General features: G+C 44.3%; 9 protein-coding genes and 1 pseudogene. 6 read left to right on the forward strand and 4 right to left on the reverse strand.

Going from position 1 to position 14,067, the window contains the following annotated elements; translation table 11 throughout:
• Positions 1 to 10: 10 nt before the first annotated feature.
• From rpsI to sspB, 3 genes are all read left to right on the forward strand, one after another.
• On the forward strand, positions 11 to 403 hold the full coding sequence (gene rpsI / locus Xedl_RS08475) for a 30S ribosomal protein S9 (protein WP_045959780.1): 393 nt from the start codon (positions 11 to 13) through the stop codon (positions 401 to 403).
• Between the two features lie 430 nt (positions 404 to 833).
• The gene (gene sspA, locus Xedl_RS08480; protein ID WP_074023381.1) at positions 834 to 1,475 is read left to right on the forward strand and encodes a stringent starvation protein SspA; all 642 of its coding nucleotides are present in this window, start codon (positions 834 to 836) and stop codon (positions 1,473 to 1,475) included.
• A gap of 3 nt (positions 1,476 to 1,478) precedes the next feature.
• Positions 1,479 to 1,976 (forward strand): ClpXP protease specificity-enhancing factor, encoded by a 498-nt coding sequence (gene sspB, locus Xedl_RS08485; RefSeq protein ID WP_074023382.1) that lies wholly within the window; start codon positions 1,479 to 1,481, stop codon positions 1,974 to 1,976.
• A gap of 128 nt (positions 1,977 to 2,104) precedes the next feature.
• Here the strand turns inward: sspB and Xedl_RS08490 are convergent, their stop codons facing one another.
• The 3 genes from Xedl_RS08490 to gltB all read right to left on the reverse strand — a co-directional run bounded on the left by Xedl_RS08490 (position 2,105) and on the right by gltB (position 8,812).
• Positions 2,105 to 2,611: a hypothetical protein gene (locus Xedl_RS08490; protein WP_074023383.1), complete on the reverse strand. Its 507-nt coding sequence runs from the start codon at positions 2,609 to 2,611 to the stop codon at positions 2,105 to 2,107.
• A gap of 314 nt (positions 2,612 to 2,925) precedes the next feature.
• Positions 2,926 to 4,344 (reverse strand): glutamate synthase small subunit, encoded by a 1,419-nt coding sequence (locus Xedl_RS08495; protein ID WP_074023384.1) that lies wholly within the window; start codon positions 4,342 to 4,344, stop codon positions 2,926 to 2,928.
• 10 nt (positions 4,345 to 4,354) lie between these two features.
• Positions 4,355 to 8,812 (reverse strand): glutamate synthase large subunit, encoded by a 4,458-nt coding sequence (gene gltB / locus Xedl_RS08500; RefSeq protein WP_074023385.1) that lies wholly within the window; start codon positions 8,810 to 8,812, stop codon positions 4,355 to 4,357.
• Positions 8,813 to 9,479: 667 nt separating this feature from the next.
• Here gltB and arcB point away from each other — a divergent pair.
• The 3 genes and pseudogenes from arcB to mtgA all read left to right on the forward strand — a co-directional run.
• A pseudogene (arcB, locus tag Xedl_RS08505) lies at positions 9,480 to 11,862 on the forward strand (aerobic respiration two-component sensor histidine kinase ArcB); the annotation flags it as partial.
• Positions 11,863 to 12,052: 190 nt separating this feature from the next.
• Entirely contained in the window at positions 12,053 to 12,706 is a 654-nt protein-coding gene (gene elbB, locus Xedl_RS08510; RefSeq protein WP_074023387.1) for an isoprenoid biosynthesis glyoxalase ElbB, read from the forward strand.
• 4 nt (positions 12,707 to 12,710) lie between these two features.
• Positions 12,711 to 13,463, forward strand: a complete 753-nt coding sequence (mtgA, locus tag Xedl_RS08515) for a monofunctional biosynthetic peptidoglycan transglycosylase (protein WP_074023388.1) — start codon at positions 12,711 to 12,713, stop codon at positions 13,461 to 13,463.
• A 24-nt stretch (positions 13,464 to 13,487) separates the two neighbouring features.
• On the opposite strand, the gene dolP is transcribed toward mtgA, so the two are convergent.
• Positions 13,488 to 14,063 carry a division/outer membrane stress-associated lipid-binding lipoprotein gene (gene dolP, locus Xedl_RS08520; RefSeq protein ID WP_074023389.1) on the reverse strand — a complete coding sequence of 192 codons (576 nt, stop codon included), beginning with the start codon at positions 14,061 to 14,063 and terminating at the stop codon, positions 13,488 to 13,490.
• Positions 14,064 to 14,067 lie beyond the last annotated feature (4 nt).

Genomic DNA, 14,067 nt, shown 5'->3' on the forward strand with positions numbered 1-14,067 from the left:
ATTATAGGCAATGGCTGAAAATCAATACTACGGCACTGGTCGCCGCAAAAGCTCTTCCGCTCGTGTCTTCATTAAGCCAGGTAGCGGTAACATCGTAATCAACCAACGCAGCCTCGAAGTTTACTTCGGCCGTGAAACTGCACGCATGGTTGTTCGTCAGCCACTTGAGCTGGTTGATATGCTGAACAAACTGGATCTGTACATCACTGTTAAAGGTGGTGGTATTTCTGGTCAGGCAGGCGCAATCCGTCACGGTATCACCCGTGCACTGATGGCTTATGACGAGACTCTGCGTTCTGAACTTCGCAAAGCTGGCTTCGTTACTCGCGATGCTCGTGAAGTTGAACGTAAAAAAGTGGGTCTGCGCAAAGCACGTCGTCGTCCACAGTTCTCCAAACGTTAATTTATTGCCACAACTGTGGCAGTGGGTTAAAGTTAAAAACCCGCCATTTTTATGGCGGGTTTTTTATCCCTTCAGATTGTTCACTCTCCGATAATTCGCTATTTTTTGCAAAAAAAGAGCATTTTTGAGAAATTAATTCCCAGACTCTAATATTTCATCATTAATTCTCAATGTACTTCCCCACAAAATGTGCAAAATCTGGTAAACTAGTAACAATTTTTTGCCTTATCCATGAGTTTGCCCGATTTGGCAGAGGTAAGATGTAATATCCCAAGATATTTTCTCGTTACAGCCAATAAAGCCGTTACCAGGAGATAAAGGGGATAACCTCGGATAATAAGTGCGAAACAGGATGAGAATATGAGCGAGAATAGCCGCTGTTTATTGAAGGGCTGTTCGTTCCTTTTTTTAGATAAACTTGGAGGTTTTCATGGCTGTCGCTGCCAACAAACGTTCGGTAATGACTCTGTTTTCCGGCCCGACCGACATTTTTAGCCATCAAGTGAGAATTGTGCTGGCGGAAAAAGGGGTCAGCGTAGAAATTGAACACGTTGAAGCGGGTAATTTGCCTCAGGATTTGATTGACTTGAATCCTTATCAATCTGTTCCTACTCTCGTTGATCGTGAGCTGACCCTGTATGATTCTCGCATCATTATGGAATATCTGGATGAGCGTTTTCCGCATCCACCACTCATGCCTGTGTATCCTGTCGCACGAGGCTCCAGCCGTCTGATGATGCATAGAATTGAAAAAGACTGGTATTCCCTGATGTACAAAATTCAGGAAGGCAGTGTTCAGGAAGCGAATGCTGCACGTAAACAGCTTGCTGAAGAATTGCTGGCGATTGGGCCAATTTTCAGAGAAATGCCTTTCTTCATGAGTGAAGAGTTCAGCTTGGTAGATTGTTATTTATCTCCGCTGCTGTGGCGTTTGCCTGTCTTGGGCGTTGAGCTATCAGGACCAGGTGCCAAAGATCTTCAAGTCTATATGCAGCGTGTATTTGAACGTGACGCATTCCTGGCTTCGTTGACGGAAGCTGAACGTGAAATGCGTTTACAATCACGGAGTTAATATATGGAGATGACTCAAATGTCTCCACGCCGCCCCTATCTATTGCGGGCACATTATGAATGGCTGTTGGATAATGACATGACCCCGCATATTGTTGTGGATGTTAACTTTTATGGCGTTAACGTCCCGATGGAATATGCACAAAATGGGCAAATTATTTTGAATATCTCGCCGAGAGCGGTTGGCAATTTGCAATTGACGAACGATGAAGTGAGATTCAATGCTCGATTTGGTGGTGTTGGTCGTCAAGTAACTGTTCCAATGGCGGCAGTGATTGCGGTTTATGCCCGTGAAAATGGCGCCGGAATGATGTTTGAGCCAGAATTAGCCTATGACGTGGATAATACCGAGTCAGAAGAAACGGATATACCAGCAGCGGATAATCTGGTGCTTATCCATAAGAGTAAGCATAATAGAAAAGCTTCTTACGATGATGATTCGCCAGATGACGAACCACCTCAACCGCCAAAAGGCCGCCCAGCCTTGCGCGTCGTAAAATAATTGTTCAAATCTTATACCTAATAGAGTTCAAATTGCAGTCAGTAAGACCGCAGCCTGAAAGGTGAAAGGTTTCGTTAGAGATGAAAATAGAGGAGACATTGATCTCCTTTATTTTTAGCATATTAGTCTTACATGTAACTAAGCGTTTTCTCAAATTGCCATATACAGGCTTCGATATTATATTGGTTTGCTCCCTGATTAGATTTTTCCGCAGCTCTTAGCCTATCTATCATTTTCTTGGCAAATGCTTTTTGTTGACTTGGTCCTCTGATCGTTGGCGGTATATTGCAGATATCAGTAAATGAGAGAGTGCGATGTGATTTTATCAGTGACAATACCTCTACCGGATTTTCAGTTAAAGCAACCGATAAAGCATAAGTAATTTGCCGCGAAAATTCTGGATGGATATTGGGGGATAGCTTAAAGGCAACTTGCAGCCATTGTTTATCACCGGTTGCAATATTCTGGATAATCTTCTCCCCGTTATGTTCTGCGTTTATCTCTGCTACAACAGAATTTACTCCTCTTTCTCGCACTTGCTGCATAATTTCGGCAGGAGTAGAGAATCTGGCCAGTGAGGGCAAACTTGCCAAGGATATAAAAGAGAAGCAGAGTATCTGGGTGAGTAAGCGCATATATTTCTACCTGTTATTATCACTGTAATCGTTTTTTATTTCATTTCTATTTAATCAGTTTTGCTAAGCAATTTTATTGCCGAAAAAAATAAACCTTATTGCTGTATTACGGTATTGCACTATCGCTGTATTGCTATAATGAGCAGGAGGTTAAATCGATATATTTAACTTTAGAGTATAAGAATAGTCGCATAAATGCCAAAAATACAAGTAATCTGGTAGTAAAAGAAAATAAAAAAAGGTTGGTATTTTTATTTTGGGAGAACTTCCCCGACTAAAAGGTCGGAGAAGCTATTAGAAAAAAGAATGAAATATTAGATTTCAAGGTAGTCGAGGAGACTGAAAGCGGCTTTTCTGCCTTCATCAATGGCGGTCACTACCAAATCAGAACCACGTACAGCATCCCCACCTGCGAATATTTTAGGATTACTGGTTTGGAAAGGGAGTTCACTGGATTCAGGCGCTATAATGCGGCCGTTTTGATCGCACTTGACGTGATGTTCATCCAGCCAGCTCATGGTGTGAGGTTTGAAACCAAATGCCGTAATCACCGCATCGGCTTCTATCAAAAATTCGGAACCTTGAATAATTTCAGCCTGACGACGGCCTTTTTCATCGGTGGCACTCAGTTGTGTTTTCACCACCTTGACACCACAAACCCGTCCTGCGCCATTAATCTCAACGCTGATTGGTTGCAGATTAAAACGAAACTCAACGCCCTCTTCTTTAGCATTTTTTACTTCACGACGAGAGCCGGGCATATTTTCCTCATCCCGCCGATAGGCACAGATAACATGGGTTGCACCCTGGCGAATTGAAGTACGGACGCAGTCCATTGCTGTATCACCGCCGCCCAGTACCAGAACACGTTTACCCTTCATATCGACATAAGGTTGTTCAGGCAGAGAAGAGTAACCCATCAAATGACGGGTGTTGGCGATTAAGAAAGGCAAGGCATCATATACTCCATCCGCGTTTTCGTTCTCCAGTCCACCGTGGATGGATTGATATGTACCCACCCCAAGAAATACGGCATCAAATTCTTTGGCGAGTTCGGCCAGAGTGATATCTCGGCCTATCTCTGTATTTAGCCGGAATTCAATACCCATCCCGGAAAATATTTCACGACGGCGAATTATCACCTCTTTTTCCAGTTTAAAGGCGGGAATACCAAAGGTGAGCAAGCCGCCAATTTCAGGATGGCGGTCGTAGACCACCACTTGTACGCCATTACGTGTCAGGACATCTGCGCAGGCTAATCCTGCTGGCCCTGCTCCAACCACGGCGACACGTTTACCGGTTGGGATGACATGCGACAGATCCGGTTTCCAGCCCATTGCGATAGCGGTGTCATTAATATAGCGTTCAATGTTGCCGATAGTGACAGCACCAAAGTCATCATTCAGGGTACAAGCACCTTCACACAGGCGATCTTGCGGACAGACCCGCCCGCAGACTTCCGGCAGACTGTTGGTCTGGTGGGATAATTCTGCTGCTTCAATGATGCGCCCTTCATTAGCGAGTTTCAGCCAATTTGGGATGTAGTTATGTACCGGACATTTCCATTCACAGTATGGATTACCACAAGAGAGACAGCGATCTGCTTGTGCCTGTGCCTGAATCTCAGAAAATGGCTCATAAATCTCAACAAATTCTATTTTTCTGATTTTCAATGATTTCTTAGGAGGATCGACACGTTGTAAGTCGATAAATTGATAAACATTTTGGCTCATTATTAACTCCTTACTGTGCCTGAACCCGCAATTCGGCAGAAGAACGGCTACGGTGCCCTAACAACGCATTGACATCACTGGATTTCGGTTTCACCAAAGCAAACTTATTGACCCACTGAGACCAATTTTCCAATATGCTTTCACCGTGTTGAGAGTTTGTCAGACGGACATGTTCGGTGATTAATCCCCGCAGATGTTCTTTATGAATAGCAAGGGTATCTATTGAGAGTACTTCTACTAGTTCTGGATTGACGCGTTTGCGGAAGTCAGCAAATTCATCAAGTACGTAAGCAAATCCACCAGTCATGCCTGCGCCAAAATTTACGCCAGTGCTGCCCAGGACACAGACGATCCCGCCAGTCATGTATTCACAACCATTATCGCCGATCCCCTCAATAACGGTGATGGCACCGGAATTACGTACTGCGAAGCGTTCACCGGCATGTCCAGCAGCAAAGAGTTTCCCGCCGGTTGCACCATAAAGGCAGGTATTGCCGATAATAGTGGTTTCATTGCTTTTAAATGCTGAGCCGGCAGGAGGAAGGATGGCAATACAGCCGCCAGCCATACCTTTACCAACATAATCATTGGCATCACCAATTAAGGTCAGTTCGACACCGGCAGCATTCCAGACGCCGAAACTTTGTCCAGCCGTTCCATTGAAGTGCAATTTGATCGGATCGGTAGCCCGCCCTTGATCGCCATACCTCGCCGCAATTTCACCGGAGAGAGAGGCGCCAACAGAACGATCGGTGTTGTAGATATCAAAATAGAACGTCTTGCTTTGTGCGTTTTCTACATAAGGCATCGCTTGGGCGACGATCAATTTATTTAGCGTACCCTGGTCAAAAGGTGGATTACCTTCTGTGCAATGTAACGCTTTGCCGATATGAGGTTCTGCCGTTTCCAGTAATGGTTCGAGATTGAGCTTGCTTTGTCTGGCAGAAATGCCCTCAAGTATTTCCAGCAAGTCTGTTCGGCCAATCAAATCGGTCAGTTTTTTCACCCCTAATTGTGCCATCAGTTCACGTGTTTCCTGCGCAATAAAGCGGAAATAGTTAATCACTCTTTCTGGCAGGCCGTGATAATGAGATTGGCGTAGTTTTTCATCTTGTGTAGCGACACCTGTGGCACAGTTATTTAAGTGACAGATGCGCAAATATTTACAGCCGAGGGCAACCATTGGGCCAGTACCAAAACCGAAACTTTCTGCACCTAAAATAGCCGCTTTGATGATATCCAGTCCCGTTTTCAAACCACCATCAATCTGAAGGCGGATTTTATGGCGTAGCCCATTGGCAACCAGCGCTTGTTGGGTTTCTACAAGTCCCAACTCCCACGGACAACCCGCGTATTTGACAGAAGAGAGAGGGCTGGCACCTGTTCCGCCATCATAACCAGCAATAGTGATCAAATCGGCATAGGCTTTGGCGACACCTGTGGCAATAGTTCCTACACCAGGCTCTGAAACCAGTTTGACGGAGATCAGCGCCTGCGGATTCACTTGTTTAAGATCGAAAATCAATTGAGCCAGATCTTCGATTGAATAAATATCGTGATGTGGGGGGGGAGAAATCAGAGTAACCCCAGGAACGGAGTAGCGCAATTTGGCAATATAAGGCGTGACCTTATCTCCTGGCAATTGACCGCCTTCCCCGGGTTTTGCCCCTTGGGCAACTTTTATCTGGATCACATCGGCACTGGCTAGATACGCGGGTGTAACCCCAAATCGGCCTGAAGCAACTTGCTTGATACGGGAAACTTTATTTGTATGATAACGCGCGGGATCTTCGCCACCTTCTCCAGAATTAGAAAAACCCCCTAGTGTATTCATCGCTTCGGCCAACGCTTCATGAGCTTCGGGGCTAAGTGCACCAATGGACATGGCGGCGGTATCAAAACGTTTGAATAATTCTTCTACGGGCTCAACATCGGCAATATTGATGGGATCACCTTTAGGAGCAAGGGCTAGCAGATCCCGCAATGTTGTAATGGGGCGCCCATTGACCAGTTCGGAATATTTCAGATAATCACTGTAGTTGCCACTGTGAACGGCGGCTTGCAATGTTCCGATAACATCAGGGTTATAAGCGTGATATTCCCCATTATGGACATATTTCAGCAGTCCCCCTTGATCGATGGGATAGCGATGCAGCCAAGCTCTTTTAGAAAGATTACGCAGATCTTGTTCAAAATCGCTGAAATCAGCCCCGCCAATACGGCTGACAACACCATTGAAACAGATATTTGTTACGTCGGAATGCAGGCCGACGGCTTCAAATAATTTAGAGCAACGGTAAGAAGAAATAGTAGAAATGCCCATTTTGGACATAATTTTATACAACCCTTTATTAATGCCATTGCGGTAATTCAACATCACGCGGGCATAGGGCGCATTGATTGTGCCATCATCCACCATTTTTCCCAGTGATTCATAGGCCAAATAAGGGTAAACAGCGGTAGCGCCAAAACCAATCAACACGGCAAAATGATGTGGATCACGTGCACTGGCGGTTTCTACGATCAAGTTGGTGTCACAGCGCAGTTTTTTTTCAACCAGGCAGTGTTGGATCGCTCCGACAGCCATTGGCGCAGGGATGGGGACGCGTTCAGGTGAAATATTGCGATCGGACAATACCAGCAACACAGCCCCATTGCGGGCGAGTTCTTCTGCCCTTTCACATAAAGCTAACACAGCCTGTTTCAGGGGGATTTCCTGTGGATTGAAGGTCAAATCCAGCGTATCCGCGCGATAATAGGATTCCTGATGTGTTGTCAGTTGTACGAAATCAGAGTAGAGCAGGACGGGTGATTGAAAGCACAACCGATGAGCCTGCCCTTCCGCTTCACAAAAGACATTCATTTCTCGCCCAATGCGGGTAGCCAGAGACATCACATGGGCTTCACGTAATGGATCGATGGGAGGATTAGTCACTTGGGCGAATTGCTGGCGAAAATAGTCGTAGATAATGCGAGGACGGCTGGAGAGTACGGCAAACGGTGTATCATCGCCCATTGAGCCGGTCGCCTCTTGAGCATTCTCACCGAGGGTACGGATAACTTGATCCAACTCCTCATTACTGTAGGTAAACTGCTTATGATAAGTTGCCAACAGGCGATCATCTAAATTTCGCTGTCCGACCTGTGCTTCCGGCAACTCTTCAAAGGGAATCAACCGTTTGACGTTTTTTTCTAGCCATTCTTTATAAGGGTGACGGCTTTTCAAATCATTGTCAGTTTCCGCTGAGTGGAGAATACGTCCTTCATAGGTATCGATAACCATTAACTCACCTGGCCCGACTCGGCCTTTCTCGACGACTTCATCGGGTTGGTAATCCCAAATACCGACTTCCGAAGCACAGGTAATCAGCTTATCTTTGGTAATCACATAGCGGGCAGGGCGCAAGCCATTGCGATCCAAATTACAGGCGGCATAACGCCCATCAGAAATAACGATGCCGGCGGGACCATCCCAAGGTTCCATGTGCATGGAATTAAAATCGAAGAACGCCCGCAGATCATCATCCATATCAGGATTATTCTGCCATGCCGGTGGAACGAGCAGACGCATTGCGCGGATTAAATCCATACCGCCATTGAGAAACAGTTCCAGCATGTTGTCCAGTGAACTGGAATCGGAGCCGGTTTCATTAACAAAAGGCGCAGCAGTATGTAAGTCAGGGATCAATGGCGTGCGGAATTTATAGGCGCGTGCTTTCGCCCATTCGCGGTTTCCGGTAATGGTATTGATTTCCCCATTGTGAGCCAGATAGCGAAAGGGTTGTGCCAGTGGCCAGCGGGGAACGGTATTGGTTGAAAAGCGTTGGTGGAACAAACAGATGGCAGACTCCATGCGCAGGTCAGCCAAATCGGGGTAGAAACGCGGTAAATCCGCAGCCATGCACAATCCTTTATATATCGTGACCAGATTGGACAGGCTGCAAATATAAAAGTCGTTGTCGGTGATACGTTTTTCTATGCGGCGGCGGGAAACGAACAGGCGGCGTTCCAGATCTTGCGCTCGCCATCCGGCAGGTGCATTAATAAAAACTTGCTCAATGCGAGGTAAACTCGATAGGGCGATATCACCTAAGATAGCGCGATTGATTGGAACTTCCCGCCAACCCACAATGGACAGGGTTTCGTGCTGTAATTCCTGTTCAATAATATCACGGCATAATTGGGCGATTTTGGCATCCTGACTGAGAAACAACATGCCGACGGCATAATTTTTAGCAAGCCGCCATGATTGCTCACGGGCGACCATTTGAAAGAAATGGTCAGGTTTTTGCATTAACAAACCACAGCCATCACCCGTTTTTCCATCTGCCAGAATTGCGCCGCGGTGTTGCATCCGAGCCAGTGCGTGTATGGCTGTGCGTACCACCTTGTGGCTTGGCTCTCCTTCAATATGTGCGATTAATCCAAAGCCACAGTTATCTTTTTCCTGCAATTTATCATACAACATTGTAAAGCTCCCCAAGTTCTGTCCGACTCTCACATCACTCGCGAGGTGGCATCAATATATCTTTTTTCTACAGGCGTCTGATTTGCGCCCTCAGTAAAACGCCACTTGTTTTATTGGCGTTAACAAGCGGTGGATCAAAATGATGTTATGTTATCTATCACTGCATAAATATGAGTCAGAGGATCATCTGACAAGTGATTTTCAGCGAATTCCCAACTTAACGGTAAAAACAGAGTTGGTCAAATCGTGTTAAATCACGTTTTTTATTGATGTTTTGTATCTATTTTTTTGATTTTTATGAGTAAATGGCGATTTTTTGTATTTTGTGACTAAGATCATTTCTCTTAAATGATGTGATTTATATCACTAAAATCGCCACATTATCTATTTTGAATATGCATTAAAATGTCACTGTTTTGATGTTTTTCTCTAATTTTCTTGATTAAGTTGGATTTATATTGTGTATTTTCCAATTTGGAAGAATAAGTGATGGGTGTTTTTTAATCAAAATGGAAGTGGTGAAATTTATTTGCATAATTATTCTTGTTATTTTCATTTTTATTCCTTGTGAGGGGGTGGAAGTAATATCCCATAACGAAGTTGGGACTTTTTTACGTTATGATTCAATCTAGTAACTTTACTGGAAAAGATTTTACTGGGAGCTGTTATGAAGCTGATTCGAGGACTTGCCCAATATTATGTAGATTTGATGATGAAGCTGGGATTGGTACGTTTTTCTATATTACTTGCATCAGTTTTAGTTGTTCTTGCGATGGCAATGCAGATGGCGGTGACATTTGTCCTGCATGGGGAAGTACAAAGTATTGATTTAATTCGTTCCATCTTTTTTGGTTTGTTGATTACCCCCTGGGCCGTTTATTTTCTCTCCATTGTCGTCGAACAGCTTGAAGAATCCCGCCAGAGTTTATCGAGTCTGGTCGCAAAACTGGAAGAAATGCGCCAGCGTGATGCGAAATTAAACCTGCAACTCAAAGAAAACATCGACCAATTGAACCAAGAGATTAGCGACAGAGAGAAGGCGGAAAAAGCCCATTTGGTTTTGTTGGATAAACTCAAACTGGAAATGGAACAGCGTGAAAAAACCCAGATTGAGCTTGAGCAGCAATCGGTACTGCTGCGTTCGTTTCTGGATGCTTCCCCGGACTTAGTTTATTACCGTAATGAAGATAATGAATTTTCCGGTTGTAATCGGGCGATGGAATTGCTGACTGGCAAAAGCGAAAAACAGCTTATCGGCCTGACGCCGACAGATGTTTACGATAAAGAAATTGCCAGCAAGGTGATGGAAACCGATGAAAAAGTATTTCGCCACAATGTATCCCTGACCTATGAGCAATGGTTAGTTTACCCCGATGGACGCAAGGCCTGCTTTGAACTCAGGAAAGTGCCTTTTTATGATCGCGTTGGCAAGCGACATGGATTAATGGGATTTGGGCGCGATATAACGGAGCGTAAACGCTATCAGGACGCATTAGAAAACGCCAGCAGGGATAAGACCACTTTTATCTCTACGATTAGCCACGAGCTTCGTACGCCTTTAAATGGCATTGTGGGCTTGAGCCGAATTCTGATGGATACCGACTTAACACCAGAACAACGTAAATACCTGGAAACAATCCATGTCAGCGCCATTACTTTGGGTAATATTTTTAATGATATTATAGAGTTAGATAAAATTGAGCGCCGCAAAATCCAACTTGATAACCAACCGATTGATTTCACGGGTTTCATGACAGATTTAGAAAATATTGCAGGTTTATTAGCGCAGCCGAAGGGGATTAAATTTGTTCTGGAGCCAGAGTTGCCATTACCCACAAAAGTGCTGACGGATGGAACCCGTTTGCGACAAATTTTGTGGAACCTGATTAGTAATGCCGTGAAATTTACGCCAGAAGGTGAAATTAAAGTTCGTATCTGGTGTGAAGAAGAACGCCTATTCTTTGAAGTGACAGATTCCGGCATTGGGATTCCTGCTGACGAATGGGAAAAAATCTTTGCCATGTACTACCAGGTTAAAGACAGTGCTGGCGGGCGTCCTGCCACCGGAACCGGAATTGGCCTTGCGGTTTCGAAGCGTCTTGCCCTAAGCATGGGAGGGGACATTGTAGTGAACAGTACGTTAGGCAAAGGTTCTTGCTTTACCCTATCTGTCGTTGCCCCAGCTATTAATGAACACCCGGAAGGGAAGGCTGAACAAGATATTATGCCATTACCAGCATTGAATATCTTATTGGTAGAAGATATTGAATTGAACGTCATTGTAGCCCGTTCGGTACTGGAGAAATTAGGGAACAGTGTGGATGTTGCCATGAATGGCCATGATGCACTGGCAATGTTTGATCCTGATGAATATGACTTAGTGTTACTGGATATCCAATTACCGGATATGACGGGGTTGGATATTTCCCGCCAATTGCATCAACGTTACTCTTCTCAATCGTTGCCTCCTTTGATCGCGCTGACGGCTAATGTATTAAAAGATAAAAAAGAATACCTTGATGCGGGTATGAATGATGTGCTCAATAAGCCGTTATCTGTCAAGGCGTTGACTGCCGTGATTGAAAAGTATTGGGGTAAGGGAACTGATTCTGACAACACCTTAGTTGAAGTTGACCTTGTGAATCAGGAGGAAGAGCGGCTGGATACGGAGATGCTTAACCAATATATCGAATTAGTTGGGCCAAAAATGATCACAGACAACCTGGTTATTTTTGAAACCATGATGCCAAATTACCTTGCCTTGCTGGATTCCAATATGACTGCCAGAGATCAAAAAGGCATTACGGAAGAGGCACATAAGATCAAAGGAGCGGCTGGTTCAGTAGGGTTACGCCATTTGCAGCAATTGGCTCAGCAGATTCAGTCACCGGATTTACCTGCGTGGTGGGATAATGTTCAGGAATGGGTGGATGAGTTAAAGTTGGAATGGAAGCAAGATATGGAAATATTAAGAAATTGGTTATCAAGCGTTACAAAAAAATAACCCCAACCGAAGTTGGGGTGCGCTAATACTGCGCCAACACCAGGGAAACTTGTTTACCCGCTTATCTAAGGTTTGTTTTCGATGCGAGTCATTAAAGAATTCTTTCACACAGAATACAAGTATCAACATAGCAAAGATAAGAATTTTTGTTACAAGATTCATTAAAATCTGTGATGAAGATTGGTGTTTAACCCTCTAAGGGGTTAAGCATTAATCTACTACAAATGGAGAGAAATATGAAATCTGTTGCCGTTATATTAAGTGGATGTGGTGTGTACGATGGAAGTGAAATTCACGAATCAGTTCTCACTATGCTCTCTTTAAGCCGTCTTGGCGCTGAAGTGTCTTTTTTTTCGCCAGATGAATTACAACATCATGTTATTAATCACCTTAACGGAGAAGAGAAGTCAGAAAGTCGCTGCATAATGGAAGAATCAGCTCGCCTGACACGTGGAAATATACAGCCTTTATCTAAAGTTAATATTGATGAGCTGGATGCGCTAATTATTCCTGGTGGTTTTGGTGCGGCCAAGAATTTATGTAATTTCGCATTCAAAGGATCAGATTGTGAAATAAATAAAGAATTGTTGAGTATAGTGCGAAATATGCATCAACAAGGTAAACCAATGGGATTCATGTGCATTGCCCCTGTTATGGTATCTAAAATATTAGGCAAACCGATAAAAGTAACCATCGGTAACGATCCAGCAACGGTGACTCAAATAGAGAAAATGGGAGGGATACATGTGGCGTGCCCTGTTGATGATATTGTCATTGATTTTGAAAACAAAATTGTAACAACACCCGCTTATATGCTCGCAGAATCTTTGGCTCAGGCAGAAAAAGGAATTGATAAATTGGTTAGAAAAATATTGGAAATTATTGAGTAATCGGATGAGAAATTCTTTTTCAATATTGTGGCGCTGGCTGAAAAGAATTGTCGTGTCGATCACGGTTTTGTGGTTTGTTGCTGTAATCGCCTTTTCATTTTTGCCCGTGCCGTTTTCTATGATGATGATAGAGAGGCAAGTCTCTGCTTTAATGTCAATTAATTTATCTTATGTTTCTCGTTCTTCGTGGACGGATCAGAATCATATTTCACCTTATATGGCGCTAGCTGTCATTGCAGCAGAAGATCAAAAATTCCCAAAACATTGGGGATTTGATTTTGAGGCTATCGAAACTGCTGTGGCATATAACAAAAAATATGAGAAGCGAATTCGAGGAGCATCGACAATTTCCCAGCAAACAACCAAAAATTTATTTCTCTGGGAAGGTCGTAGTTGGGTAAGAAAAGGATTAGAAGCGGGAATGACGGCCGCACTGGAATTACTCTGGTCAAAGAAACGTATTTTAACGGTCTATCTCAATATTGCTGAATTTGGCAACGGTATTTTTGGGGTTGAGGAAGCGGCTCAGCATTACTTTGGCAAGCCTGCCTGTCGATTGACAGCTACAGAATCGGCATTGCTTGCTGCTGTATTGCCAAACCCTCATCGTTATAAAGTCAATGCGCCTTCCAGGTACATACTGCAACGTCAGCAATGGATTTTGCGGCAAATACAGTTAATGGGGGGTGTGAATTACTTAAAGCAAAATAACTTGAAGTGGGAGTCGAGTACAGGATGTGAGAGCGGGCGGTATTGATTGATGCCGCCCTAATGATGATTTTTAGTTCAGATAAGTAAATGCGGTTGTGACACGTTTTACGCCACTGGTTTCGCTGGCGATTTTCGCCGCCGCAGATCCCTCTTGTTGGGTGACGATGCCAAACAAAAAGACTTCACCATCTTCTGTCACTACTTTGATGCTGGATGATTTCACGGCATCACTGGTTAAAATTTTGGAGCGCACTTTGGTTGTTAACCAAGCATCAGTGGAGGCCGTGCCTAGAGTAATGGGATTGCCCTGACGGATCTCATTATATATCACGTCAGTGCCTCCTACTTTTGCAGCCATCTGTTTTGCCCGTTCGGCCAGAGCCATATTGGGGCTTTGCCCAGTTAAAAGAACCTTGCCTTGATATACAGTCACCGCCACGCGGGCTTGTGCCTTAATTTGTGGATCTTTGCTGATGGCATTGCTGACACGGGCTTCCAGCGTAGTGTCGTCAACTTGTTGCCCAATGGTTCGCGGATCGGAACCGGCTTTTGTGGCAATTGCAGCGGAACCTACGACAGCTGCACCAATACATCCTTGTAACAACATGACACTGAAACATACCAATAATAGAGAAAATAACCGCATGAAT

It is taken from the genome of Xenorhabdus eapokensis, from assembly GCF_001908105.1.